This is a genomic window from Pseudomonas sp. zfem003 (genome assembly GCF_032621675.1).
Classification (GTDB): domain Bacteria; phylum Pseudomonadota; class Gammaproteobacteria; order Pseudomonadales; family Pseudomonadaceae; genus Metapseudomonas; species Metapseudomonas otitidis.
This window is the reverse complement of record NZ_JAVYJG010000007.1, coordinates 85,100-110,006: the sequence shown is the minus strand read 5'-3', so window position 1 is coordinate 110,006 and position 24,907 is coordinate 85,100. Positions and strand designations below refer to the sequence as shown.

24 protein-coding genes are annotated in these 24,907 nt (G+C 67.3%); 9 read left to right on the top strand and 15 right to left on the bottom strand.

The window, feature by feature from the left end; all coding sequences use genetic code 11:
• The first annotated feature begins 100 nt into the window (after positions 1-100).
• Positions 101-844 (top strand): TorF family putative porin, encoded by a 744-nt coding sequence (locus RTK35_RS17345; RefSeq protein WP_316908589.1) that lies wholly within the window; start codon positions 101-103, stop codon positions 842-844.
• 301 nt (positions 845-1,145) lie between these two features.
• Here RTK35_RS17345 and RTK35_RS17340 read toward each other — a convergent pair whose 3' ends face one another.
• Positions 1,146-2,060: a LysR family transcriptional regulator gene (locus RTK35_RS17340; protein WP_074968388.1), complete on the bottom strand. Its 915-nt coding sequence runs from the start codon at positions 2,058-2,060 to the stop codon at positions 1,146-1,148.
• 107 nt (positions 2,061-2,167) lie between these two features.
• On the opposite strand from RTK35_RS17340, the gene RTK35_RS17335 reads away from it, so the two are divergent.
• On the top strand, positions 2,168-3,910 hold the full coding sequence (locus tag RTK35_RS17335; protein ID WP_316908588.1) for an amidohydrolase: 1,743 nt from the start codon (positions 2,168-2,170) through the stop codon (positions 3,908-3,910).
• 73 nt (positions 3,911-3,983) lie between these two features.
• Here RTK35_RS17335 and RTK35_RS17330 read toward each other — a convergent pair whose 3' ends face one another.
• Positions 3,984-5,069 carry a polyamine ABC transporter substrate-binding protein gene (locus tag RTK35_RS17330; RefSeq protein ID WP_044408495.1) on the bottom strand — a complete coding sequence of 362 codons (1,086 nt, stop codon included), beginning with the start codon at positions 5,067-5,069 and terminating at the stop codon, positions 3,984-3,986.
• 308 nt (positions 5,070-5,377) lie between these two features.
• Here RTK35_RS17330 and RTK35_RS17325 point away from each other — a divergent pair, with 308 nt between their 5' ends.
• Together RTK35_RS17325 and RTK35_RS17320 are read left to right on the top strand one after the other, a co-directional pair.
• Positions 5,378-5,899, top strand: coding sequence for a GNAT family N-acetyltransferase (locus RTK35_RS17325; protein ID WP_044408498.1), 522 nt, complete (start codon positions 5,378-5,380; stop codon positions 5,897-5,899).
• A gap of 210 nt (positions 5,900-6,109) precedes the next feature.
• Complete coding sequence (locus RTK35_RS17320) at positions 6,110-6,781, top strand: TIGR04211 family SH3 domain-containing protein (RefSeq protein WP_316908587.1); 672 nt, start codon at positions 6,110-6,112, stop codon at positions 6,779-6,781.
• A 39-nt stretch (positions 6,782-6,820) separates the two neighbouring features.
• Here RTK35_RS17320 and RTK35_RS17315 read toward each other — a convergent pair whose 3' ends face one another.
• Genes RTK35_RS17315 through RTK35_RS17295 form a run of 6 tightly spaced genes read right to left on the bottom strand, consistent with a single transcriptional unit; the run spans position 6,821 to position 12,324 of the window.
• Entirely contained in the window at positions 6,821-7,549 is a 729-nt protein-coding gene (locus tag RTK35_RS17315) for an alanyl-tRNA editing protein (RefSeq protein WP_208272653.1), read from the bottom strand.
• A gap of 4 nt (positions 7,550-7,553) precedes the next feature.
• Complete coding sequence (locus tag RTK35_RS17310) at positions 7,554-8,540, bottom strand: serine O-acetyltransferase (RefSeq protein ID WP_316908586.1); 987 nt, start codon at positions 8,538-8,540, stop codon at positions 7,554-7,556.
• Positions 8,541-8,563: 23 nt separating this feature from the next.
• Positions 8,564-9,478 (bottom strand): PLP-dependent cysteine synthase family protein, encoded by a 915-nt coding sequence (locus RTK35_RS17305; protein WP_107329677.1) that lies wholly within the window; start codon positions 9,476-9,478, stop codon positions 8,564-8,566.
• 9 nt (positions 9,479-9,487) lie between these two features.
• Positions 9,488-10,903, bottom strand: a complete 1,416-nt coding sequence (gene moeB, locus RTK35_RS17300) for a molybdopterin-synthase adenylyltransferase MoeB (RefSeq protein WP_373323461.1) — start codon at positions 10,901-10,903, stop codon at positions 9,488-9,490.
• A 26-nt stretch (positions 10,904-10,929) separates the two neighbouring features.
• Positions 10,930-11,382, bottom strand: coding sequence for a Mov34/MPN/PAD-1 family protein (locus RTK35_RS30605; RefSeq protein WP_044408514.1), 453 nt, complete (start codon positions 11,380-11,382; stop codon positions 10,930-10,932).
• Between the two features lie 3 nt (positions 11,383-11,385).
• On the bottom strand, positions 11,386-12,324 hold the full coding sequence (locus tag RTK35_RS17295; RefSeq protein WP_044408517.1) for a DMT family transporter: 939 nt from the start codon (positions 12,322-12,324) through the stop codon (positions 11,386-11,388).
• Between the two features lie 98 nt (positions 12,325-12,422).
• On the opposite strand from RTK35_RS17295, the gene RTK35_RS17290 reads away from it, so the two are divergent.
• Complete coding sequence (locus tag RTK35_RS17290) at positions 12,423-13,847, top strand: PLP-dependent aminotransferase family protein (RefSeq protein WP_316908585.1); 1,425 nt, start codon at positions 12,423-12,425, stop codon at positions 13,845-13,847.
• Here RTK35_RS17290 and RTK35_RS17285 read toward each other — a convergent pair whose 3' ends face one another.
• Genes RTK35_RS17285 through RTK35_RS17270 form a run of 4 tightly spaced genes read right to left on the bottom strand, consistent with a single transcriptional unit; the run spans position 13,848 to position 16,140 of the window.
• Complete coding sequence (locus tag RTK35_RS17285; protein WP_044408523.1) at positions 13,848-14,372, bottom strand: DUF2937 family protein; 525 nt, start codon at positions 14,370-14,372, stop codon at positions 13,848-13,850.
• Between the two features lie 13 nt (positions 14,373-14,385).
• Positions 14,386-15,159, bottom strand: a complete 774-nt coding sequence (locus RTK35_RS17280; RefSeq protein WP_074968406.1) for a class II glutamine amidotransferase — start codon at positions 15,157-15,159, stop codon at positions 14,386-14,388.
• A 3-nt stretch (positions 15,160-15,162) separates the two neighbouring features.
• Positions 15,163-15,609: an HIT family protein gene (locus RTK35_RS17275; protein ID WP_182852217.1), complete on the bottom strand. Its 447-nt coding sequence runs from the start codon at positions 15,607-15,609 to the stop codon at positions 15,163-15,165.
• Positions 15,610-15,648: 39 nt separating this feature from the next.
• A complete protein-coding gene (locus RTK35_RS17270; protein ID WP_044408532.1) occupies positions 15,649-16,140 on the bottom strand; it encodes a hypothetical protein in 492 nt (163 codons plus the stop codon).
• Positions 16,141-16,239: 99 nt separating this feature from the next.
• Between RTK35_RS17270 and RTK35_RS17265 the strand changes: the two genes are divergently transcribed.
• The 4 genes from RTK35_RS17265 to RTK35_RS17250 all read left to right on the top strand — a co-directional run bounded on the left by RTK35_RS17265 (position 16,240) and on the right by RTK35_RS17250 (position 20,236).
• Positions 16,240-18,276, top strand: coding sequence for a S9 family peptidase (locus RTK35_RS17265; protein WP_316908584.1), 2,037 nt, complete (start codon positions 16,240-16,242; stop codon positions 18,274-18,276).
• Positions 18,273-18,602 (top strand): low molecular weight protein tyrosine phosphatase family protein, encoded by a 330-nt coding sequence (locus tag RTK35_RS17260; RefSeq protein WP_074968410.1) that lies wholly within the window; start codon positions 18,273-18,275, stop codon positions 18,600-18,602. The genes RTK35_RS17265 and RTK35_RS17260 overlap by 4 nt, the downstream gene beginning before the upstream one ends.
• 385 nt (positions 18,603-18,987) lie before the next feature.
• Positions 18,988-19,458: a DUF1456 family protein gene (locus tag RTK35_RS17255; RefSeq protein ID WP_316908583.1), complete on the top strand. Its 471-nt coding sequence runs from the start codon at positions 18,988-18,990 to the stop codon at positions 19,456-19,458.
• Between the two features lie 97 nt (positions 19,459-19,555).
• The gene (locus RTK35_RS17250) at positions 19,556-20,236 is read left to right on the top strand and encodes a type 1 glutamine amidotransferase domain-containing protein (RefSeq protein WP_316908582.1); all 681 of its coding nucleotides are present in this window, start codon (positions 19,556-19,558) and stop codon (positions 20,234-20,236) included.
• Between the two features lie 400 nt (positions 20,237-20,636).
• Here the strand turns inward: RTK35_RS17250 and RTK35_RS17245 are convergent, their stop codons facing one another.
• From RTK35_RS17245 to RTK35_RS17235, 3 genes are all read right to left on the bottom strand, one after another.
• Complete coding sequence (locus tag RTK35_RS17245; RefSeq protein WP_410478681.1) at positions 20,637-23,171, bottom strand: TonB-dependent hemoglobin/transferrin/lactoferrin family receptor; 2,535 nt, start codon at positions 23,169-23,171, stop codon at positions 20,637-20,639.
• 128 nt (positions 23,172-23,299) lie between these two features.
• Positions 23,300-24,259, bottom strand: coding sequence for a FecR family protein (locus RTK35_RS17240; protein WP_316908581.1), 960 nt, complete (start codon positions 24,257-24,259; stop codon positions 23,300-23,302).
• The gene (locus RTK35_RS17235) at positions 24,256-24,789 is read right to left on the bottom strand and encodes a sigma-70 family RNA polymerase sigma factor (RefSeq protein ID WP_107329686.1); all 534 of its coding nucleotides are present in this window, start codon (positions 24,787-24,789) and stop codon (positions 24,256-24,258) included. The genes RTK35_RS17240 and RTK35_RS17235 overlap by 4 nt, the downstream gene beginning before the upstream one ends.
• Between the last annotated feature and the right edge of the window lie 118 nt (positions 24,790-24,907).

Sequence of the window (24,907 nt, the reverse complement as noted above, 5' to 3'; positions counted from 1 at the left end):
AACACCGCTCCACCGCTGATGCCTGGCTCCCGCTGCACGGGGGTCGGGCGAAGCCTTGCCCTTCATCTGCCCATAACAACCACAAGATCGGGAATCCACCATGAAGCGTTCCACCACCCTCCTCCTCGCCGGCCTCGCGCTGGCCCCGCTGTGCAGCCAGGCCGCCTTGCCGATCAACGAGGACCTGGCCGTCGAGATCGACCTCAAGCTGACCAGCGACTACCGCACCCGAGGCATCTCGCAGACCCAGGGCGACCCGGCCGCCCAGGCCGGCGTCACGCTGCTGCACTCCAGCGGCCTCTACGCCGGCGCCTGGACCTCCAACGTCGACTACGGCTTCGGCCTCAAGACCCGCCAGGAGGTGGACTACTACGCCGGCTGGTACTGGCAGGCCACGGACGCGGTGAGCCTGGACCTGGGCGTGATCAAGTACGCCTACCCGAAGGAAAGTCAGTTCAACCAGAGCGAGGTGTACGCCGTGCTCGATGCCTACGGTTTCAAGGCCGCCGCCTACTATTCGGCCGATGCCCCGAACGCCATCGGCGAGGACCAGAACACCCTCTACACCTGGGTCGGCTACGAAACCCGGCTGCCTCTCGATGTCGGCCTGGAGCTGCGCTACGGGCGCATGGACTTCAAGGACACGCTGCTGTGGTCCCGCAGCGGCACCGGCAGCGAGTCGTACCGCGAGTGGGAAGCCAAGCTGACCCGCGACTTCCTCGGCGTCACCTGGGGCCTCGCCTACGTCGACACCGACCTTTCGGAAAGCCAGTGCGCCAGCAACTACGGCTTCACCGACACCTGCAGCGCAACGGTGGTGGCGAGCGTCAGCAAGACGTTCTAACAGCCCTGTAGGGGCGAATTCATTCGCCCAAGGTGCGCGCAGCGGGCCCGACGACAGCATGGGTTTCGCTGCGCGCTACGCATCCTACGGACCTAGTGCTGGATGTAGGGGGGGCCGCGCTTCACCGGTCAACCATCGGGGTCACCCGCAACTCCGCTGGTGGACGTAAAGAGCGACGTCTGCCCTACGCACGGCCTGGCTCTTCGTGGGAGCGAATTCATTCGCGAAATGGGTCGGCGCCGTTGCGTTGGGCCTGGCTCCTCTGTTTGCGAACTCATTCGCGATGGCCCGACACCGACCATCAAGCGATCCCCTGCTCCTGCATATACGCCTCCAGCATCTCGATGAACGCCCGGACCTTGCGGGTACGGCGGCGGTGGGAGAGGTAGAGCACATGCACCCAGGGGCCGAAGACATCGGGCTCCAGCAGGTACTCGGGCATCACTCGCACCAGCTGGCCGCTGGCCAGGTACGGCTTGGCGCTCCAGCGTGGGAGCGGCTGCAGGCCGTGGCCGCGCAGCAGGCAGGCGAGCAGGAAGTCGTAGTTGTCGCTGGCCAGGTGCGCCACCGGATGGGCCAGGCGGATACGCTCCTCGCCCAGGCGCAGCCACCAGAAATGCCGGTTGAGCATGGGGTGCTGGAAGATCAGCCAGTCGTGCTGCTGGAAGTTCTCCAGGGTCACCCCCATGCCCTTGCGTTCCAGGTAGCCCGGGGTGCAGCACAGGTAGACGCGGTTATCGGCCAGGGGCCTGGCGATCAGCCCCGGCAGGTCGGTGGGACCGTCGCGCAGGGCCAGGTCGTAGCCGCCGTCGATCAGGTCGACGAAGGCGTCGTTGAGGTCCACTTCCAGGCGCACCTGGGGGTGGGCGTCCATGTAGCGGCAGCAGACCTCGTTGAGGAAGGCCGGGCCGAAGGACGGCGGTGCGGTGAGGCGCAGGGTGCCGCGCAACGCGTGCTGCAGCTGGTCCACTTCCTCGCCGGCCAGTTGCAGTTGCATCAGTGCCTGGCGCGCGCCCTCCAGGTAGATGTGCCCGGCCTCGGTCAGCGCCATGCGCCGGGTGGTGCGCTCGAACAGGCGCACTCCCAGCTCGGATTCCAGGTGGCCCACCGCCTTGGTCAGCGCCGAGGGCGTCTTGCCCAGGTGCTCGGCTGCGCGGCTGAAGCTGCCGTGATCGGCGGTAGCGATAAACATCGAGAGGGCACTGAGCTTGTCCATCGACCTGTTCCGATCCGGCATAGAAGTTGTGCGCGAACATAGCATTCTGCCGCCGCGCCGGCTTGGTTAGGCTCAGCGCCAGACCAACAAGAACCGGAACCCAGCCGATGAAACGCCTCGCCCCTACCCTCCTGGCCACCGCCCTCATCTGTGCCTCCATGGAAAGCATGGCGGCGGTGGACCTGATCCTGCACAACGCCAAGGTCTACACCGCCGAGCCCGGCCAACCCCTGCAGCAGGCCGTGGCCGTGGAGGACGGCAAGATCCGCGCGGTGGGCAGCGACGCCGACATGCTGCGCCTCAAGGAAGCCGGCACCCGTGTCGTCGACCTGGGCGGCAAGGTGCTGATGCCCGGCTTCGTCGACTCCCACTCCCATGCGGTCATGGGTGGCCTGGAGCTGGCGGCGGCCAACATCGACACCCAGTTCCTGCCCATGGACGAGCTGGAGCGGCGCCTGCGCCAGTGGCGCGACGACGGCAAGGCACGCCAGGGCGACATCCTCAGCGTCGGCGGCCTGCCCTCGGCCTACTGGAGCCAGGTGGCGGAGTTCGAGCGACGCTTCAACCAGGGCGAATGGAAGGACGTGCCCATCGCTTTCATCGGCTGGGACCAGCACACCGGCTGGGTCAACCAGGCCATGCTGAAACGCGCCGGCATCGATGCTGACACGGTGAAAGCCCTCAAGGGCGAACAGTTGGCCACCGTCGGCCACCACGAAGACATGCGCCCTAACGGCTTCCTCGCCGACGCCGGCCTCGACCCGGTGCTGGCGCAATACCCGACGGCGACCCCCGAGCAGTTGCTGGAGGCCGGCCGTGCGGCCCTGCGCTACAACCTCAGCCTGGGCATCACCGCCTGGATGGACCCGGCCGCCAACGCCGCCCCCGGCGAGCCATTGTTCGACTTCAAGCCCACCGCCCAGACCCTCGGCATCCTGCCGGTGTACAAGGCGATGGCCGAGAAAGGTGAGCTGACCGCCCACGTCGCCGCGCTGCTGGTGGCCCACCCGAAGAGCCGCCCGGCCGACCTGGACACCCTCGACCAGGTGCGCCGGCAGTTCCAGGGCATCCCCAACCTGAGCCTGCCGGGGATCAAGATCTTCGCCGACGGCGTGCCCGAGTACCCGGCGCAGACCGCGGCCCTGCTGGAGCCCTACAAGAACTCCAAAAAGTACGGCGAGCTGCTGATCGACCCGGCGCACTTCGGCGAGCTGGTCAGCGCGGCCGATGCCCGTGGCTGGCTGGTGCACGTGCACGCCATCGGTGACCGCGCGGTGCGCGAATCCCTCAACGGCATCGAACAGGCACGCCGCGACCGGCACAGCGGCATCCCCCACTCCATCACCCACCTACAGATGGTCAACCCCAAGGAGTTCGCCCGCTTCAAGCCGCTCGACGTGATCGCCTCCATGCAGCTCTACTGGGCCAGCGCCGACGACGCCACCCTGGACCTGGTGCAGCCCTACATCAGCGCCATGGCCTTCCAGTACCAGTACCCGGCCCGCTCGCTGCTGAAGAATGGCGCCACCCTCGCCGGCGCCAGCGACTGGCCGGTGAGCACGCCGCAACCCTGGAAGGCGATCTACCAGGCCGTCAGCCGCAAGGGGCCCAAGGGCGTGCTCAACCCGGGCGAGGCAATCGACCGGGAGACCATGTTCCAGGCCTACACCCTCAACGCGGCGCGCACCATCGGCCTGGACAAGCAGATCGGCTCGCTGGCCCCCGGCAAGCAGGCGGACCTGATCCTGCTGGACCGCGACGTCTTCCAGGTGGAGCCCGAAGCCCTGCGCGATACCCGCGTGCTGAAGACCTGGTTCGCCGGCCGTAAAGTCTTCGAGGCCGCCCTCTAGGGACGAGAAGGCCCAGCCCAACGAAAACGCCCCGGCCAAGCCGGGGCGTTTCGGGTTCAGGTTCGGGTGCGGCTTACTTGCCGGTCTTCACCGTGCTCCACACGCGGGTGCGGATGCGGTCGAGCTTCATGGGCATGGCTTCGAGGGCGAACAGCTTGGCCATGACCTCTTCCGGCGGGTAGATGGTCGGGTCGGCCTTGATGTCCGGGTTCACCTGGGCATCGGAGGCGCTGTTGCCGTTGGCGTACTTCACGTAGTTGCTCACGCCGGCGATCACTTCGGGGCGCAGCAGGTAGTTCATGAAGGCGTAGCCGGCCTTCTCGTTCGGGGCGTCGGCGGGCATGGCCACCATGTCGAACCACATGGGCGAGCCTTCCTTGGGAATCGAGTACTTCACCTCGACGCCGTTGCCGGCCTCCTTGGCGCGGGTGGCGGCCTGGAGGATGTCGCCGGAGAAGCCGACGGCCACGCAGATCTCGCCGTTGGCCAGGTCGCCCACGTACTTGGAGGAGTGGAAGTAGCGCACGTAGGGGCGCACTTTGAGCAGCGCGGCCTGGGCGGTCTTGTAGTCATCGGCCTTCTGGCTGTGGTGCGGCAGGCCGAGGTAGTTGAGGGTGATGGGCAGCAGCTCGGGGCCGTTGTCGAGGATGGCAACGCCGCACTTGGCGAGCTTCTCCATGTACTCGGGCTTGAAGATCAGGTCCCAGGAGTCCAGCGGGGCGTTGTCGCCCAGCACGGCCTTGACCTTGGCGGGGTTGTAGCCGATGCCGGTGCTGCCCCACATGTAGGGGAAGCCGTGCTCGTTGCCCGGGTCGTTCACTTCCAGCGCCTTCATCAGCACCGGGTTGAGGTTCTTCCAGTTGGGCAGCTGGGACTTGTCCAGCTTCTTCAGGGCGCCGGCCTGGATCTGCTTGGCCATGAAGTGGTTGGAGGGCACCACGATGTCGTAGCCGGATTTGCCGGTCATCAACTTGCCGTCGAGCGTCTCGTTGCTGTCGTACACGTCGTAGACGGCCTTGATGCCGGTCTCCTTGGTGAAGTTGGCGACAGTGTCGGGGGCGATGTAGTCGGTCCAGTTGTAGATCTTCACCGTATCCGCTGCCTGGGCCACACCGGATACGGCGAGGGTCAGGAGCATGGGCGCGAAGGAACGTCTCATTGTGGTTATTTCCTGGCTGTAGAAAGGGTGAACGAGGCACCGCAAGCGTAGAACGATACCGGCGTGTCGCCAGCTTCATCCGCAGGATGGGGACGAGACAATGTCTGCGCGGGGCCCATCCTTCCCTGCGGGCCCGCTGGCAAGAATGCGACTGGCGCGGGCGGCCTACAAGTACTTGCCGGCAGCCTGGCGCGCGGGCCGCGATACCCCGGCCGGGCCGACGCCGCGCCCTGCGGCGATTCGGGCGTTTACCGCCGGCTCGACCGCGACGAAAATACGCACCCCGCCTTCACTGCCACGAGTGCCCGATGCGCGACCTGCCGCCCTTCTCCGCCCCTGTCGTCGAGCTGGTCCAGACCGGCCCGGACCAGGCCGACCTGATCCGCAACCTCTACCAGTTCTATGCCTATGAGTCCTCGGACTGGGAGCAGGAGGACGTGGAGGCCGACGGCCGCTTCTACCTCCACGAGGAGCACCTGGTGCGCTACTGGCAGGAGCCCGACTGGAGCGCCAACCTGCTGCTGGTGGACGGCTTCATCGCCGGGTTCCTGCTGGTGGAGGCCAGCGAGCTGCCGGGGATGGACGCGCTGGAGCTGGCGGACCTGTTCATCCTCAAGAAATACCGGCGCCAGGGCCTGGGGCGCGCACTGGTCACCCAGGTGCTGACCAGCGGGGAGCGCGATTGGCTGGTGCGCTTCTACCAGGACGATGCAACCGCCCTCGCCTTCTGGCAGGCCGTGCTGCAGGACCTGCCCCGCGCCGTTCAACAGATCGAGCTGGCGGACGAGCCACTGCTGCTGAACTACCGGGTGGTGCAGGCCACTCATTGAGTCACGGACGGGGCTGGAACGACGGGGCCACCCGTCTCGCTTTCCGGCCCTGAGTGAACTCCGGTGGGTCGCGAGCTGTCAGTTCGCTGTCGGCTCGCCGGGTGGACGGCATGGCCATGGGCCATCCGGACGCGGCTCTCCCGCGACAGGGAGCCGGCTTCCGTCATGCCCGCCCGGCGGGCCCGTCCATCACCCTATGAAGATTGCGCCATGTCCCGACCCCGTCCTCCGTTCGCCTTCCGCTCCCTGCTCTCCCCGCGCCTGCTCGGCGCCAGCCTGGCCACCTGCCTGCTGCTGGCCGGCAGTGCCGCCCTGGCCGAGGAGGAGAAAGCCGGCAACGTCCGCTGGATCAGCGACAGCCTGACCACCTACGTCCGCAGCGGCCCCACCGATGGTTACCGCATCGTCGGTACGCTGACCTCGGGGCAGAAGGTGGAGCTGCTCTCGTCCCAGGGCGACTACAGCCAGGTACGGGGGGAGAACGGCAGCGCCGTGTGGATTCCCAGCCGCGACCTGCAGGAAGTGCCCGGCCAGGCCGAGCGGCTGCCACAGCTGGAGCAGAAGGTGGCCGAGCTGAGCACGCAGCTGGCCGGCATCGACGACACCTGGAAGCAGCGGGTGCAAGGCATGCAGGAGACGCTGGATTCACGCAAGGCGCTGATCGACGAGCTCCAGGCGGCCCGCGCCTCGCTGGACAGCGAGCTGAGCCAGGCCCGTTCGGACCTGCGCGAGGCCCAAGCGCAGCTGGGGGATGAGAACAAGCAGGTGCTGATGCGCTACATGGTGTACGGCGGCAGCATTGCCGGCGCCGGCCTCCTGGCCGGGCTGGTGCTGCCGACGCTGCTGCGGGTCAGGCGCAAGCGCAACGACCAGTGGATCTGAGGCGGGTGTTGGCCCGAGTCCATCCGGGCCGCTCGCGCTTCACGCGAAGCGCAGAGTGACGCGCCGGTTGTGCCGGCTCTTCTTCTCGATCTTGTCGCAGACCACCTGGCCGACCTCGGCGGTGTTCTTCACATGGGTGCCGCCGCAGGGCTGGATGTCGACACCGGGAATGTCCACCACCCGCACCATGCCCTGCATGACCGGCGGCGCCACGGCCTGGGTGCGGGTCATCTCCAGCACGGTCTGGTACTCGCTGGACGGCAGCATGTGGACGCGTACGTCCAGGGCGCCATTGACCAGCTCGTTGAGGCTCTGGGTGATCACCTCCTTGTCGAGGGTGGACTCGGGCAGGTCGAAGTCCAGGCGGCCCTTCTCCGCGCCGATGCTGCAGCCGGTGACCGGTGCATCGATGATCGAGCAGAGCAGGTGCAGGCAGGTGTGCATGCGCATGTGCTGGTAGCGGCGCTCCCAGTCGAGGCAGCCCTGCAACTCCATGCCGGTGGTGACCACCGGCGCGCCCTCCTCCAGCTGGTGCCAGATGATCGACTTGATCAGCGGGTCGCGCTGGGTGCCGATCACCGTCGCCACCGAGCCATCGGGCAGCAGGAAGTGCCCCTGGTCACCTGGCTGGCCGCCGCCGGTGGGATAGAACAGGGTCTGGTCGAGGGCCACGCCCTGCTCGCTGACGGCGAGGACGCGGGCGGTGAAGGTGCGCTGGTAAGGCGCCTCGTCGAACAGGGCATGGGTATGCAGGGTGAATACCGACATGAGGTCAGCCTCCTATGCTGATGAGGTGGGGTTGCAGCACGGACCTGACCAGGGCACAGAGGCCCGGCGGGTCCAGCAGGGTGATGTCCTGGACCGGCCCGACGATGCGCAGGTTCAGGGGGTAGCGCGGGGCCGGCACCACGGCGCCGTGGTTGCGCAGGCGGTACTGGCGGTGGTGTTGCTCGCTGAGGGTGCATTCCAGGGACAGGCAGCCGAGGCGGCGGTGGTCGGCGTCCAGCACCATCACCTCGCCCGACTCGGGCAGCTCGCCCACCAGGTGCAGGCGCTCGCCGAGGACGAACGCACCGAGGAAGCCGCAGCTGGACGACATGCTGGCCCGCTGCATCTGCAACTGGTTGACGATGCTCACCCGGGTGTTGGCGGGCACGTCCCGGGTGATGACGCAGGCGGGGCTGATGAACACGTTGTCGCCGATGCTCACCGCGCCGAGGATGCGCGCGCCGGCGCCAACCTCCACCCCATTGCCGAGCCGAGGGTGGCGCTTGCCGCCGGGGTTGTCGGCGATGCCGCTGGCGCCGAGGGTGACGCCCGCCAGCAGGTAGCAGTCGTCGCCGATCTCGCAGGTTTCGCCGATGACGGTGCCGAAACCATGATCCAGCACGAAGCGCCGCCCGATGCGCGCGGCCGGGTGGATCTCCGCGCCGGATTGCAGCTTGCCTACGCTGGCGAGCTTGTGGGCGATGATCTCGCGCTCGGCCAACCCGCCATGCAGCCACACCTGATGGGCCAGGCGATGGAAGAGGATGGCCTTGAACGACGCATAGGTCTCGAGGATCAGCCCGGTGCGCCCGCAGGACGCGGGATCGCGCGCGGCATAGGCCTGGAGGTCCTCGGCCACCTGCTGCACGGCCACTTCCATGATGCCGTCGAGGTGCGGCATGAGCACACCCAGCTCATCGGAAGACAGGATGCGGACCAGGTGGTCCAGCAAGCCGTCATAGAGTTTCAACCGATCGAGATATCCCCACATGCTGTTAGCCCTCCCCTGGCTGGTCATTCGAAATGTGGCAGGTAGCTGTCGACGCCGTCGTACACCAGGGTCAGGACCCGGGTGCCGGTGGGCAGCTCATGGGCCAGCTCGGCGATGGCCACGAGGTTCGCCGCCGAGGACAACCCCAGGCTGATGGCGTCGGTGCGCATGGTGTGGCGCACCCGCTCCAGGCAGGCGGCCTTGGAGACCTTGAGCATGCCGTCCAGCACGCCGAGGTTGAGGATGCGCGGCACCAGCCCGATGGACAGGCCCTGGATCTCATGGGGGGCGTGGCGGTCGTTGAGCAGGTCGCATTGCTCCGGTTCGACGCCGAACACCCGCAGGTGCGGCCAGCGTGCCTTGAGAGTCTCCCCCAGGCCGGTGATATGCCCGCCGGTGCCGATGCCAGCCACCAGGCAATCCAGCGGCCGGTCGTCGAAGTCCCGGAGGATTTCCTGCGCAGTGGTGCGCCGGTGGATCTCCGGGTTGGCCGGGTTGCGCTGCTGGTTGAGCATCACGTAGCCGGGGTTCTCCAGCTGCAGTTCCATGGCCTTCTCGCCGTGGGAGTTGTTGCCACGGCGACTGTCGGAGAGCACCACCTCGGCGCCGTACAACCGCAGCAGCTTCTGCTTCTCGGGGCTGTAGTTGTCGGGGATGACCAGCACCACGCGGTAGCCGAGCAGGTTGCCGGCCATGGCCAGGCCGATGCCGGTGTTGCCGCCGCTGGGTTCGATGATGGTCTGCCCGCTGCCGGGCACCAGGATGCCGCGCGCCTCGGCGTCACGGACCATGGCCAGGGCGATGCGGGCCTTGTGGCTGCCACCCGGATTGAGGGACTCCAGCTTGGCGTAGACCTCCAGACCGGTTTCAGCACTGAAGGCAGCGAGGCGGACGACGGGTGTCTCGCCGATAGCCTGAAGCAGCGATTCGTGGATCATCTCGGCCCCTCAGTACAGCGGCATGTCGTGGTCGACATCCCGGGCCCAGGCCTTGATGCCGCCTTGCAGCACCCGCAAGCCGGTGAAGCCGGCACTGAGCAGCAGCTGGGCGGCGCGCTCGGCACGCGTACCGCCGTAGCAGACGATGCACAGCGGGCGTTCGCGATCGAGTTCAGCGAGGCGAGCCTCCAGCTCGCCCAGGGGCAGGTTGAGGCTGCCGGGCAGGCGGCACACCTCCAGCTCGTTCGGCTCGCGCACATCGAGCAGTTGCAGCTTCTCGCCCCGGGCCAGGCTCAGCTGCAGTTCGCGCGGGCTGACGAAGAAGTCGGCGGGCAGGGTCGACTCGCTCATCTGGCTGGAGGCACAGACCACCGGCTCCTCCACCTGCAGCTCGCGGTCGGTGCGGCTTGGCGAGCAGGTGGGGCAGTCCGCGCGGCGCTTGAAGCGGATTTCGGAGAACTTCATCGACAGCGCGTCGAAGCGCATCAGGCGGCCCACCAGGGGTTCGCCGATGCCGAGGATGAGCTTGATGGCCTCGGTGGCCTGGATCAGCCCGACCACGCCCGGCAGTACGCCGATGACGCCGCCGGCATTGCAGTTGGGGGCGAGTTCGGCAGGCGGGCTCTTGGGAAACAGGCAGCGGTAGCAGGGGCCGTCCTGGTGGTTGAACACGCTCATCTGCCCGTCGAAGCGATGCAGGGCGCCGTACACCAGCGGCCGGCGCAGCAGCACGCAGGCATCGTTGAGCAGGTAGCGGGTGCCGAAGTTGTCGGTGCCATCCACCACCAGGTCGTAGTCCCCGACGAGGCGCATGGCGTTGTCGGGGGTGATGGCGCAATCGTGGGCGTGGATCTGGATGCCGGGGTTGAGGTCCTCCAGGCGGCGCCGGGCGGATTCCACCTTCGGCAACCCGAGGGTGGAGGTGCCATGCACCACCTGGCGCTGCAGGTTGCTGCTTTCCACCCGGTCGAAATCAACCAGCCCCAGGGTGCCGACGCCGGCTGCCGCGAGGTAGAGGCTCACCGGAGAGCCCAGGCCACCGGTGCCGACCACCAGCACGCGGGATTTCTTCAGTCGCAGCTGGCCCTGGCGCCCGACGTCCGGCAGGGTGATGTGGCGCACGTAGCGCCGCACTTCGTCGTTGCTCAGCTCGTCGACATCCAGCCCGCCGGAGGTGGCGAGCATGATGTCCAGCTCGACGCCCGGGGCCAGTTCGCTGTCCACGTCCACCAGCTCGCCGTTGGCGGTGAGCAGGAAGTGCTCCTTGATCTGGGCGTTGCCGTAGAACAGGTGCTCGCGCAGGGCGGCATGCTGCTCGCAGATGCCCTCCACCAGTTCGCGCACAGTCCGGCCTTCGCCTTCCACCCGCGCGGCGGGCAACTTGGCGACCCGCGCCAGTACGTCGGGGAAGATCACCACATTCATAGCCAAACTCCTTTTCTTGCAGGTCGTTATGGGTTGCCGGGGAATTCCCGGCTGCAGACGAATCCTTCGCCGTTCCATTCGAATAACTTGGCGCCCATCGCCTCGCCGGCGCGGACGTCCACCACGAGGTAGGTCACGGGGTGGATGGGCTGTCCCATGAACAGCGCCTTGTCCTCGTCCTCACGGCTGAAATAGGCCCCCACGTCCGGGTGGGAGTGGTAGATGACGCGCACCGGGTTGTCCCCGCGCAGGCTGCGGTTGAGCAGCAGCGTGTCGGCGACGGCGAAGGTGTAGCCGTTGGCGGCACTGCGCCGGTACACCTCGGGGCTGCGCTCGTTGAGCTGGTTCTGGATGTTCTCGCCACGGTGCACCCGGGCATCGGCGAACACGAAGCCACAGCACTCTTCGGGGTAGGTCTCGGCGGCATGGCGGTAGATGGCGCCGAGGACCTCGGCGCTGAAGACGTCCTGGTCAGCCATGGGTCAGTCCTTCTTCGCCAGGAACTTTTCCATGGGCACCTTGGTGATGGCGAAGCCGATCAACAGCAGCGAGGAATAGAACGCCAGGTCACGGGAGATGGTGTGGCCTTCGTACCAGGCCCCGATGATCACCGCGAACACCGGGAAGATGATGAAGACGAAGGACAGGATCACCGGGTTGAGGCGCTTGAGCAGGAAGAAGTACACGATGAAGCCCCCCACCGACGCGCACAGCCCCAGGTAGGCCAGCGCCCCCCAGGAACGGCCGCTGATGGCGCCGAAATCCGGCTGCTCCACGCCCAGCCCCACGAGGAACAGCATCAGGCCGGCCAGGCCGATGGGCAGGGTGTTGTAGGTGATGACGCTGATCTCCGCGCCCTTCTTCTTGGTCACCACGTAGCACAGCGCATGCATCACGGCCGCCGCGAGGATGGCCAGCACGCCGACGGCCTCGGAGTGCTCCAGGCTCAGCCCCTGCCCGCGCAGGATCATGAACAGGCTGCCGAAACCGATGGCGATGCCCACCACCTGGGAGAGGTAGATGCGCTCCTGCAGGAACAGCGAGGAGAAGATCAGGATGAACACCGGCATGCAGCTGAACAGCAGCGCGGTGAGCCCGGAGGAGACGTGGGTCTCCCCGTAGTTGAGCAGGTAATACGGCACGCTGAAGTAGCACAGGGTGACGAACACGAAGAAGCCGAAGCTGCCCCGGGGGAAGAAGATCGAGTCGCCACGGATCAGGGCGAAGCAGAGGAACAGCGGGAAGGCGATGAGGAAGCGCAGGCCGGAGGCGGTGAGCGGTGGCACGGTTTCCACGGCGATCTTGATGCCCAGCCAGGTGGTGCCCCAGCTGAGGCACACAGTCAGGAACAGCAGGCTGGTGACCAATGCCCCCAGCCATTGCTTCCTGGATTTGCTGGTGTTTTCAATTACCGCGGACATTGGCATGATGGCAATCCTTCGTAGCTGCTAAATTGACCCCTAAAATCCAGGTATCAATCACTGATTGACACGGCTCAATCAGGCTATTAGGACGAAAAATGGCTGTCAAACCAATTATTGACACGGTGTCAATCCTGAAAGACGCACTGAATTCCGGGCAGGGCGCCAAATACAAGCGCCTCGCCGGAGCGATGGAGATCAGGATCCTGGAAGGGACGATCGAAGGTGGCTCCAAGCTGCCGCCCCACCGCAACCTGGCGGACCGGCTGGGGGTCACCATCGGCACGGTGAGCCGCGCCTATGCCGAGCTGGAGCGAATGGGGCTGGTGGTGGCGCGGGTCGGCGACGGTACCTTCGTGCGGCGTCGCGGCCTGGAGCGCAAGCGCGACGAGGGCTTCCGCAACTTCATCGAGGAGGCGCCGGAGCTGTACGACATGAGCCGGAACATGCACATCCCCGGCCCTGAAACCGCCTTCCTCGCCCAGAGCCTGATGGACCTGGCGCGGGACCCGCAGACCCTGCGGGAACTGGCGCTCTATACGCCGGATGCCGGCTTGCCGCGCTACCGCCAGGCGGGCGCGCACTGGCTCGGCCACGGCGACTTCCGGCCCCAGGCGGACCAGGTGCTGTGCGTGAACGGCGGCCAGCACGGGCTGCTCTGCACCCTGATGGCACTGGTGCGCGCCGGGGACACCATCGTCACCGAGCAGCTCACCTACCCCGGACTGATCACCGTGGCGCGCATGCTCGGCATCAAGCTGCTGGGCGTGGACATGGACGAGGAAGGGCTGGTCCCGGAATCCCTCGACGAGCTGTGCCGCAGCAACCGGGTGTCGGCACTGTACTGCACGCCGACCATTCAGAACCCCACCACGGCGGTGCTCTCACCGCAGCGGCGGGAGACCATCGCGCGGCTGTGCCGCGAGCACAACCTGCTGATCATCGAGGACGAGGCCCACGCCGTGCTGGTGGAGGACCGCCCGCCGCCGATGACCCACTACGCGCCGGAGCGCTGCATCCTCATCAGCAGCCTGAGCAAGGCGGTGGCGGCCGGGCTGCGGGTGGGCTACCTGCATGCACCGACCACGCTGGTCAGCCGCATCACCGCCGCGTTGCGTGCCACCTGCTGGATGGCCACGCCCCTGGCGCTGGAGCTGTCCACCCAGTGGATCGAAAACGGCACGGCGAGCAAGTTGCTGCACCAGCAGATCGCCGAGATCGGCCGGCGCAAGGCGCTCGTGGAAGGCTTGCTGGATGGGCTGCAGTACCGCACCCACCCGCAGAGTCCGCACTTCTGGATCGAGGTGCCGGAGGCCTGGCGCGCCTCCGACGTGGAGGCCGACCTGAAGCTGCGCAACTACCTGATCACCGCCGCCGAGACCTTTGCCGTCGGCCGGGCGGCAGTGCCCCAGTACGTACGCGCCAGCGTCAGCAATGCCTCCACCAGCGACCAGTTGCTGTACGACGGTTTCCTCGCCCTCGCCAGCACCCTGCGCCACGGGGCGGAACGTTTCGAAGCCTGATCAGCGCCAGTGGCGCTGCTGAACCTTGCGGGCGCGGCCGACACCGGCCAGGCGCCCCAGACCCAGCGCCAGGCTCTCCAGCAGCCAGGCCAGGAGGAAGGCGCAGGCCAGGCCCCAGCCGATGGCCTCGGGCACCAGCAGCACCTGGTAGCTGTAGGCATTGGCGGTCTCCAGCAGCAGCTCGCGGTCGGCCCCGCTCAGCACGTGCCAGGTGCGTGCGTACCAGGCCCCCTGCATGGCCTGCCATTCCCGCTGCAGCAAGGCATCGCGGTTGACCAGGGTGGCGACGCTGTCGGCGTCGCTGCGCATCACCGGGTCGTCGCTCTGGCGGTAATGCGCCACCAGGGCGTCCAGGTTGCCGTCGAAGAAGCGCTTGGCCGTCTCGCGGAATCCGGCCAGGGCACGCTCGGCTTCCAGTCGGTGGGCCTCCACACGCTTGGCGTAGTCATCGACGAATCCGGGAACCTGCACGCCGACCAGCAGCCCCAGGGTGAACAGCACCAGCCTCAGGTAGCTCCTCAGCATCGCCCCTCTCCTCTCAGGTCTGGCCCGAGGCCAGGCATTCGCCGCGTCGCCATAGGGCCCAGGCCCCCGGCTGGTAGCGCGTCCAGGTTTCGTTGTCGGTGAGCGGCTCGGTGGCGATCACCGTCACCACGTCGTCCGGGGTGGTCTCGGCCTGGAAGTCCACCGTCAGGTCGGCGTCCTTCAACCGCGCCGGGCCGAAGGGCGCACGGCGGGTGATGTGGGCCAGCTTGGTGGAGCAGAAGCAGAACAGCCAGTCACCGTCGCTGACCAGGGCATTGAACACACCCCGGGTGCGGTACTCGGAACAGGCCTGCACCAGCACCGGCAGCAGCACCTCCACCGGCACCGGCTCCGGGAAGCCCTGGCGCACCCGGTTGAGCAGGTCGCAGAAGGCCGCCTCGCTGTCGGTATCGCCCACTGGGCGGTAGAAGCTGGGAACGGGCTGGAAGTCGGCCAGTTGGCCGTTGTGGGCGAAGCACCAGTTACGCCCCCAGAGCTCCCGCACGAAGGGGTGGGTGTTGGCCAGGCAGACCTTGCCGACGTTGGCCTGGCGGATATGGCCGATGACGGTCTCGCTCTTGATCGGGTAGCGCTGCACCAGGCGCGCCACCTCGGAATCGACGCTGGCCGACGGGTCCTGGAACAGGCGCAGCCCCCGCCCCTCGTAGAAGCCGATGCCCCAACCGTCACGGTGGGGCCCCGTGCCGCCGCCACGCTGCATCAGGCCGGTGAAGCTGAACACGATGTCGGTGGGGACGTTGGCACTCATGCCGAGCAGTTCGCACATGGATCAAGGCTCTCGTTTCATGGCCCGCCGCAACAGATCGGCTTCCCGTTCCAGGCGCGCCTGGAGCGCAGTGCGCCCCAGGGGCAGGAAACGGGTCAGCGCTCGCCACAACAGGCCCGCCAGGTCACCCCGGCGTCTTGGAATCAGGTGGAGGTGCAGGTGGGGCACGTGCTGGTTCGCATCCGGCCCGTCGTTCACCAGCATGTTGATGCCCTGTTCGCCAAGGCCAGCCCGGCGCATCGCCGCCATCAGCTCATCGGCCAGGGGCAGCAGGCGCGTGCGGGCGCTCTCGGGCAGGTCATGGAGATACGGCGCATGCTGCCGGGCGACCACCAGGACGTGGGCCGGGCGCAGGGGGAAGATGTCCAGCAGCACCAGGAAATCCGCTTCCTCGTGCAGCACATGAGCCGGCGCATGGCCACCGGCGATGGCGCAGAACACGCAATCCATCGGGCACTCCCTGGCGAATGAAAGGGTACTGCTGCGTGGCTAGAGGCGCGGTTCGATCCGCAGGCGGCGGTCGCCACGGGCATCGGTGCGGGTGTCGAAGCGGGCATCCCCCTCGCGCTCCATCAACTGGCGCAGGGTGGGCTCCTCGTCGTCCACGGGCTCCTCGGCCGGCCGCTCGCGGGCCGCACGGCGAGCCTTGATCGCCCGCTCGATGGGCCAGCGGATGGCCACGAAGACCAGGTACAGCACGAAGCCGATCATGCCGTACATGGCCAGGTCGGAGACCGCCTTCCAGGCGTTGTTGCCCACCTTGAACACCATGTCCAGCGCCGTCACCGCCACGGCGGGGGCGTACAGGTCGCGACCCGGGTCCACCGGCGTCGGGGTCAGCAGCAGCACCGCCACTACCAGGCGCACCGGCTCGCGCAGCCAGCGCCACATCCAGCCGGTCGCACGGAAGCACACCAGCAGGCAGCCAAGGGCCGCCACGGCATAGGCACCCCAGGCAAGTAGGTAGTCGTGTTCGTTCATTGGCTTCCGTGGCATGGCGGGCAAAGGGGCGCTTATGATAGCGACTTTTCCCCGCTCCGGCGTCCCCCCGCCGTCGCCCGCCGCACCCGAGAGGACCTCATGTCACACGCCCCCATCGCCCGAGCCCAGGATGGCGCCGATCCCTACCGCTGGCTGGAAGAACGCGACGCCCCCGAGGTGCTGGATTACCTGAAGGCCGAGAACGCCTGGCTGGACGAGCAACTGGCCGACCAGGCCGACCTGCGCGAGCGCCTGTTCCAGGAAATCCGCAGCCGCATCCGCGAGACCGACCTGTCCCTCGCCACGCCCTGGGGTCCCTACCTTTATTACCAGCGCACCACCGCCGGCGATGAGTACCCGCGCCACTACCGCTGCGCGCGCCCGCAGGACGGCTCGTTGGACATCGACCCGGCCACCGAGCAGTTGCTGCTGGACCCGAACGCGCTGGCGGACGGCGGCTTCCTCTCGGTCGGCGCCTTCAGCGTCAGCCCCGACCACCGCCTGCTGGCCTACAGCCTCGACACCAGCGGCGACGAGGTCTACCAGTTGTTCGTCCGCGACCTCGTGGACGGCACCCTGCATGCCCTCCCCTTCGAAGACTGCGACGGCAGCATGACCTGGGCCAACGACAGCCGCACGCTGTTCTTCGGCGAGCTGGACGAGACCCACCGCCCCTTCCGCCTGCACCGTTACCGCCTGGGCGAGGCCCATGCTGAACAGGTCTTCGAGGAACCGGACGGACGTTTCTTCCTCGGCTGCCACCGCGCCAGCTCCGAGCGCCAGTTGCTGCTGGACCTGTCCAGCAAGACCACCAGCGAAACCTGGGTGCTGGACGCCGGGACGCCCGATGCCGACTTCCGTTGCATCGCCCCCCGCGAGGAAGGTCACGAGTACTACGTCGACCACGGCCAGGTCGACGGACGCTGGTGCTGGCTGGTCCGCAGCAACCAGGCCGGCATCAACTTCGCCCTCTATCTGGCCGAGGAGGCGGACCCGAGCCGCGAACACTGGCAGGAGCGTATCCCCCACGACCCGGAGCGCATGCTGGAAGACCTCAGCCTCAACAGCAGCGCCCTCACCCTCAGCCTGCGCGAAGGCGGCCTGCCGGTGATCGAAGTGCACCCTGCCGGCGGCACCGCCTACCGCGTGCAACTGCCGGATGCGGCCTACAGCCTCTACGTGCAGGACAGCCTGGAGTTCGACAGCCCGGTGATCCGCCTGCGCTACGAAGCCCTCAACCGCCCCGCCCAGGTCCGCGAACTGCGCCTGGCCGACGGCGAGCAGCGGGTGCTCAAGCAGACGCCGGTGGAAGGCCCGTTCGACGCCGATGCCTACGTCAGCCAGCGCCTCTGGGCCACGGCAGCGGATGGCACGCGCATCCCCATCAGCCTGGTCGCCCGCCGCGAAACCCTGGGCCGCCCGGCGCCGCTCTACCTCTATGGCTACGGCGCCTACGGCGCGAGCCTCGACCCCTGGTTCTCCCATGCCCGTCTGAGTTTGCTGGACCGTGGCTTCGTCTTCGCCATCGCCCACGTACGCGGCGGCGGTGAGCTGGGCGAAGCCTGGTACCGCGCTGGCAAGCTGGAGCACAAGGCCAACACCTTCGGCGACTTCATCGCCTGCGCCGAGCACCTGCTGGCGGAGGGCCTGACAACCCGCGAACAGCTGGTCATCAGCGGTGGCAGCGCCGGCGGACTGCTGATCGGCGCCGTGCTCAACCAACGTCCGGAGCTGTTCGCAGCGGCCATCGCCGAAGTGCCCTTCGTCGACGTGCTCAACACCATGCAGAACCCCGACCTGCCGCTCACCGTCACCGAGTACGACGAGTGGGGCGACCCGAACCAGCCCGAGGTGTTCGAGCGCATCCGCAGCTATGCGCCTTACGAGAACGTGAAGCCCCAGGCCTACCCGGCGCTGCTGGTGGTGGCCGGCTACAACGACTCGCGGGTGCAGTACTGGGAAGCTGCCAAATGGGTGGCGAAGCTGCGGGCGACCCGCACCGACAACCACCTGCTGCTGCTCAAGACCGACCTCGGTGCCGGCCACGGCGGCATGAGCGGGCGCTACCAGGCGCTGCGCGACGTTGCCCTGGAATACGCCTTCCTGTTCAAGGTGCTGGGGCTGGCTGCTGCGTGAAGGTCCAGCGCCTGCTGTTCATCTGCGGCCAGAATCGGCTGCGCAGCCCCACCGCCGAGCAGCTGTTCGCCAGCTGGCCCGGCGTGGAAACCGACTCGGCCGGCCTCAAGGCCGAAGCGGAGACTCCGGTAACGCCCGAGGCCCTGGCCTGGGCGGACCTGATCCTGGTGATGGAGAGCAGCCATCGGCGCAAGCTGGCCGCACGCTTCCCCGCCGCGCTCAAGGGCAAGCGCGTGGTCAGCCTGGATATCCCCGACGAATACGACTACATGGACCCGGCCCTGGTGGCGCTGCTCCAGGCCCGGGTACCGCCGCTGCTGCGCTAGGGCGCCGGCTTCTTCTCGCCGTTGCCCAGCCCCTTGCTGTTGCGGTCGAGCTGTTCCTATGCGTTCGTCACGCGGGTCTGCCTGGCGCGTGGTCGGCGGGTTCACCAGCAACGGCGGACTGCCCGGCGGGGCGGCAGACGGAAAGCTCGGCGGACTGGGCTGGGAATAGGGCTGCGGCGTGGCGGTACCGGGCGAACCGGGTGCCGGCGTGCCGGGCGAGCGCAACAAGGGCGGCTGCTGGGCCTGGGCGGCGCAACTGATCGCGACCAGCGCGGAAAATGCGAGCACAATGGCGCGCTTCATCTGGACCTCCTGCCTTTCGGCATCGACGCCCCCAGTCTAACGGCCAGCTCACGGCTGCCCGACCACTCCGACGGAATGCCCCATGACCAACAACGACATACTGCGCAGCCTGCGCTACCTGCTGGACATCAGCGACGCCCGGGTGGTGGAGATCATCGGCCTGGCCGACCAGGAAGTGAGCCTGCAGGAAGTGGCGGCCTGGCTGGCCCGCGAAGATGAGGAGGGCTACCACGCCTGCAGTGATCGGCGCCTGGCCGGCTTTCTCGACGGGCTGGTCTACGCCATGCGCGGCAGGGACGAGAGCCGCCCGCCCTTCCCTCTCGAACTGCCGATGAGCAACAACCAGGTGCTGAAGAAGCTGCGCGTGGCCCTGGAGCTGCGCGAGGACGACATCCTCGACATCCTCCGCGAAGCCGACCTGCCCATGACCCGTGCCGAGGTGGGGGCGCTGTTCCGCAAGAAGGACCACAAGAACTACCGCCCCTGCGGCGACCAGGTGCTGCGCAACTTCCTCCGCGGCCTCACCGCCCGACGGCGGCCTACACAGGGCTGAGAACCTTCATCGGCGCGTCTAGAATTCATCGGCCGGCCACCGGAACCTTGCCGTAACGGCGCCAGTCACACCCCTCGATGACCTCAAGGAGTAGCCGATGAAAATCCTCATGGTGCTGACCTCGCATGACCGCCTGGGCGATACCGGCCAGCCGACCGGCTTCTGGCTGGAAGAGTTCGCCGCGCCCTATTTCGCCTTCCGTGATGCCGGGGCCGAGGTGGTGCTGGCCTCTCCCCGGGGCGGCCAACCGCCGCTGGATCCGAAGAGCGACGACCCGGCCGCGCAGACCGAAGCCACCCACCGCTTCCGCAGCGACCCGCAGGCCCAGCAGGCGCTGGCCAGCACCCTGCCGCTGGCGGCACTGGTCTCGGCCGACTACGACGCCCTCTTCTACCCCGGAGGTCATGGCCCGCTGTGGGACCTGGTGGACGATCCCTTCTCCATCCGCCTGATCGAAGACCTGCACAACGCCGGCAAGCCGGTGGCGGCGGTGTGCCACGCCCCTGCCGTGCTGAAGAATGCCCGCGCCGCCGATGGCAACCCCCTGGTGCAGGGCTGCGCGGTGACTGGCTTCTCCAACTCCGAAGAAGCGGCGGTGGGCCTCACCGAGGTGGTGCCCTTCCTGGTGGAGGACATGCTCCGCGACCTCGGCGCCCACTACTCCAAGGTGGCCGACTGGCAACCCCATGTGGTCGCCGACGGCCACCTGATCACCGGGCAGAACCCGGCCTCCTCGGAGCCCACTGCCGCCGCGTTGTTGCAGCGGCTCGGGGAGTGAAGTCACGCCCGGTGAGCTGGCTTCAGCCACCTCGTCCGGGCGGATCTCAAACACCTCGCGAGCAGAGCTCGTTCCCACAGACCAGCGTGTCTTCGGTCGGGGGCGTCGGGTGGATGGCGCTTTTTCCATCCACCAATGACGTTCGCCGAGAGCCCACATGGTGGACCGATGAAGCGCGGTCCACCCTACGTCCTGGCAAGGATCACCTTTGCCGTCATGAGAAATCAGAAGCCCTATCTGACCTCGCGTCGCCACAGCAAATTGACATGGGATCTCCTGCGGAATGCACGAAGGGACAGGCCGTAGGGTGGGCTTCAGCCCACCTCGTCCAGGAGGACCCCAGGCGCTTCGCGAGCAGAGCCAACTCCCACGGAGTGCGCGAAGGGACGGGCCGTAGGGGTCAGAAGAACCGGGTGATGCTGATCTTGGCGTTGCGCCCCTGGCTATAGGCCGCATCGCCGCTGAGGTTGGCGCGGTAGAAGCGGTTGAAGACGTTGTCCACGGTGAAATTCACCTTGGTGCCCTTCAGGTCGCCACTCTGGGGTGCCCATTCGGCGAACAGCCGATGGACGTCGTAGCTGTCGTTTTCAAAGTTGTCCCAGACGGTTTCGCCGGAGACGTTGTAGAGGTCGCCGGGCACACGGTCGGTCTTGCGCACGAACTCGCCCTGCCAGCCGACCTGGGTGGCGATCTCGGGAATCTTCACGCCAACCATGGCCACCCACTTGGGGGCTGGCACATCACGGGCCCAGACATCAGGCCCCCAGGGATTGCTATAGGCCCCCTGGTGCTTACCGCTGACCCAGGAGTAGGACAGGCTGCCGAACATCCGCGAACTGTCGTAGTAGGCCTCGAACTCCGCACCCTTTAGGGTCACGCCGTCCAGGTTGCGGTAGTTGGGCAAGGGCAGCAGCGCCGCGCATTTCGCCGAGATGCTCCCGCCTTCGATGGCCTGGCGCTCGCAGGCGATGCTGCGCAGCTTGAAGATTTCGTCCTCGATCTTGTGGTGGAACAGCGTGGTACGGACCTGAAGGGCGTCATTGGCGGCGATCAGGTCACCGAAGCTGAGGACACTGCCGACCCGCACGCCACGGATGCGCTCGGGGTCCAGGCCACGGCTGGTGCCACCGATGGTGGTGCTGTTCTGCAGCTCGTACTGCTCGTCGATCACCGGGGCACGCCAGGTCTTGGCGTAGTCGGCGAACAACCCGACGTTGTCGTTCACCCGCCAGAACACGGACAGGCGAGGCGACCAGCCGGAATACTCCTGGGCGCTGTAGTCATGCCCGAGGGCGGCGTTGTTGTAGACCGACGCGAGGTTCTCCTTGCCCTGGTTGCGCACGGCATCAAAGCGCATGGAGGGGGTGATGGTCACGTCGCCGAGGGTGATGGCGTCCTGCACGTAGGCGCTGCGGGTCGTCTGCTCGCCACGGGGCATGAAGTACGGCTGGAACCAGCCGTAGTTGTAGCGCGCGACGTTGTAGGTGCTGCCCGGCAGGTACATCAGCACGTCGCGGTTGTGGTGGTGCCAGGCGAGGCCGGTGGTGAGCTCGTGCTCAAGGGCTGCCGTGGAGAATCGGCTGATGTTGCGCAGCTCCACCACCTTGTCCTGGTAGTCGGTGCGGATCCACTTGCCACCCGAGGTGAGGGAGTAGTTCGCGCCAGCACGGCGTTCATCGGTCTGCTCGGTTTCCGAGTAGGAGGCCTTCAGCTCCAGGTCGATCCAGGGGTTGTCCAGCGGCTGGTAGGTGTACTTGCCGGCCCAGGTGGTATCCACCACCTCGCGATCGGCGAGGTTGCGGCGCATGGCGTTCTCCAGGCCGCCGTAGAGGTCGACGCTGTACTTGCTGGGCAGGTAGAAACTCGCGGCGCTGAAGGGGCCGAACTGCTCGGTGACCGAGCGCATGTAGGTCAGGCCGAAGCCGTGCTCCTCGTTGGGCCGGAAGTTGCCCTTGAGCAGCACGCCGTCCAGCTTCTGGTCGGTGTGCGGGTAGCGCTCCGGGTACTCGTAGCCCGGCTCGATCTGGATGTGGTCGGCCAGTTTCATGTCGCGGCCGTCGCGGGTGGTGAGGTAGGCCAGGCCGTCTGCACGACCGTCCTCAGTGCGGCCGTAGACGGCGCCGCTGTAGATCTTCTGCTGGTCGTTGCTATGGTAGCCGTACTTGAGCATGGTGCCGACGTCACGGCCATCCTCCAGCAGGTCGGGGGCGTCCTTGGTCTCCATATGGACGGTGCCGCCGAAGCCGCCGTTGCCGGTGAAGACCGAATAAGGCCCCTTCTCCACCTCGATGCGCTTGATCAGCTCCGGCTCGATGAACACGGTGCCCTGCTGGTAGCGCTCGAAGCCGCTCTTGGAGGCCCCGTCGAGGGTGAAGGGCACGTCTTCGGCATCGCCCAGGCCCCAGATGTTCACGGTCTGGCCGCCGGGCTTGGCCGAGCCGCCCATGGTCACGCCGGGTAGGGTCTGCAGCAGGCTCGGCACGTTGTCCGCCTGCTGCCTTTCGATTTCCTTGCGAGTGAGGGTGGAGCGCCCGACGCTGCTGGAGTCGACGCTGGTGCCGTTACCCACCACGGTCTGAGCGTCCAGTTGGAGGGCGTTGTCGGCACTCGCCTGCTGCACTCGCCGCCGCACCACGAACCCATCCCCCGCTTCCACCAGCTCCAGCCCCGTCCCCGAGAGCAACCGCTCCAGGGCCAGACGCGGGCTGTAGCGCCCCTTCAACGCCGGCGCACGTACATCGCGCAGCTGGGCTTCATCGAACAGCACCTGCAGTTGCCCCTGCTGGGCAAGGCTGGTCAGGGCGCTGGCCATGGGTTGGGCCGGCAGGTCGAAGTCGTGGTCCTGGGCCAGTGCCGAGGCGCTGGCCAGCCAGGTCGCCAGGGCGCTGCCGGCAACGAGCCGGCGCAGGACGAAGCGGGTGGTACGGGTGTTCATGCAGGTCTCCCCTTGTGCTGCAGGACCGCCACGGCAGCTGGCGGTTACCGGGAGGAAGACGCACAGACGAGAAAAACCCACATATGCGAATGAAAAATATTTTTATTTGTAGCGAGTCAACCAGGCCTTCAGCGCGGATGGATCAACGCCCGCCCATCCGCCAGGTGCTCGACCTGGACCGGCAGCAACTGCGGCAAGGCAGCGAGGAAGGCATCCGGGTTGGCGAGGTTGAGGCTGCCGGAGACACGCCGCTGGGCCAGTCTCGGATCCGCCAGGCCCACCGGGGCCGGGCGATAGCGCGACACTTCGTCGAGCAGCTGCGCCAGGGGGCGATCCCGGAAGACCAGTTGCCCTCGACGCCAGCTGGCGATCTCCTCGGGCCGGCGGTGGCCTTGTTCGAGGGTGGCGGTGCGGTAGTCGTAGTCAAGGCTGTCCCCTGCCAGCAGCTCCAGCGGCTGCGCCGTTCCTGGATGAGGCTCGACGGCCACGTGACCGCTCTCCACCGCCACATCGAACCGCTGCTCGCCGCGCCTCACGCTGAAGCGGGTGCCCAGTACCCGCACCCGCCCGTCTCCGACGGTGACATCGAAGGGACGGGACTCATCACGGACAACGGCGAAGAAGGCTTCGCCCTCCAGCAGGTCCACCTGCCGGTGGTCGTCATACAGGCGAACGCGCAGGCGCGTGGCACGGTTGAGGTCGATGCGGGTGCCGTCGGCCAGGGTCACCTGCTGCGTGGCGGCACTGGGGCTGGCGAAGGTCTCGTCGACCTCGGGCCCACCCCGGGAGACCAGCACCAGGGCGCAGGCCACCAGCAAGGACGCAGCGGCAGCCAGGGGCAGGCGCCAGCGCCGTGGGCGCAGGGGCACCACCGGGGCTGACAGGCTCGGGCGCGGTACGCGATCGAGTTCTGCCCAGATCTGCTGCATCTCGGAAAAGGCGCGGGCATGCGCAGGGCTGGCGGCCAGCCAGGCCTGCAACTCGGCTTCGTCCCGCGTGCTGAACTGGCTACCGGAGCGCCGCGCCTGCCAGGTCGCGGCCTGCTCGTCGATCGAGGGGCGTGCTTCCATCCACCTGTTCTCGTTCATGGTACGTCCTCCTGTCCCGCATCGAGCAGGCGTTGCCTGCAATGCAGGAGGGCACAGGCGACGTGCTTCTCCACCATGCTGAGGGAAATCCCCATGCGCTCGGCAACTTCGGCCTGGGAGAGCCCGTCGAACTTGTGCAGGACGAAGGCCTCCCGCCGGCGCGGCGGCAGATCATCCAGCGCCCGGGCCAGGTGATGCAAGCGCTGGTGTTGCTCGGCCTTGTCCTGGGGGCCTGGGGCGGCATGCTCGAACAGCGCCTCATCGTGCTCGACAGGGGCCGGCTCCGTCCCTCCCCTCACCTGCTGGCGTCGCCAGTGGTCGCGCAGGAGGTTCCGAGCGATCTGGAACAGGAAGGCGCGGGGCTGCGCCACGCGGGCGCGATCGCGGGAGCCCAGCCACTGGGCGAAGGCGTCCTGGGCGAGATCGGCCGCATCGGCCTGGCTGCCCAGGCGCTTGCCGAGGAACTTCAGCAGTTCGGCATGGAAGGCCCGGTAGGCGCCCGAGACGGTGCCACGGAACTGCTCATCCACGGCGGGCTTTCCCACCGGCCAGACCTGACTTCACGACACCCCCGACTGCAGGTGCTTCCCGCCCGCTCAAGGCTGACAGATAATGGGAAGCAACAAATGAGAATGCATATCATTAGAT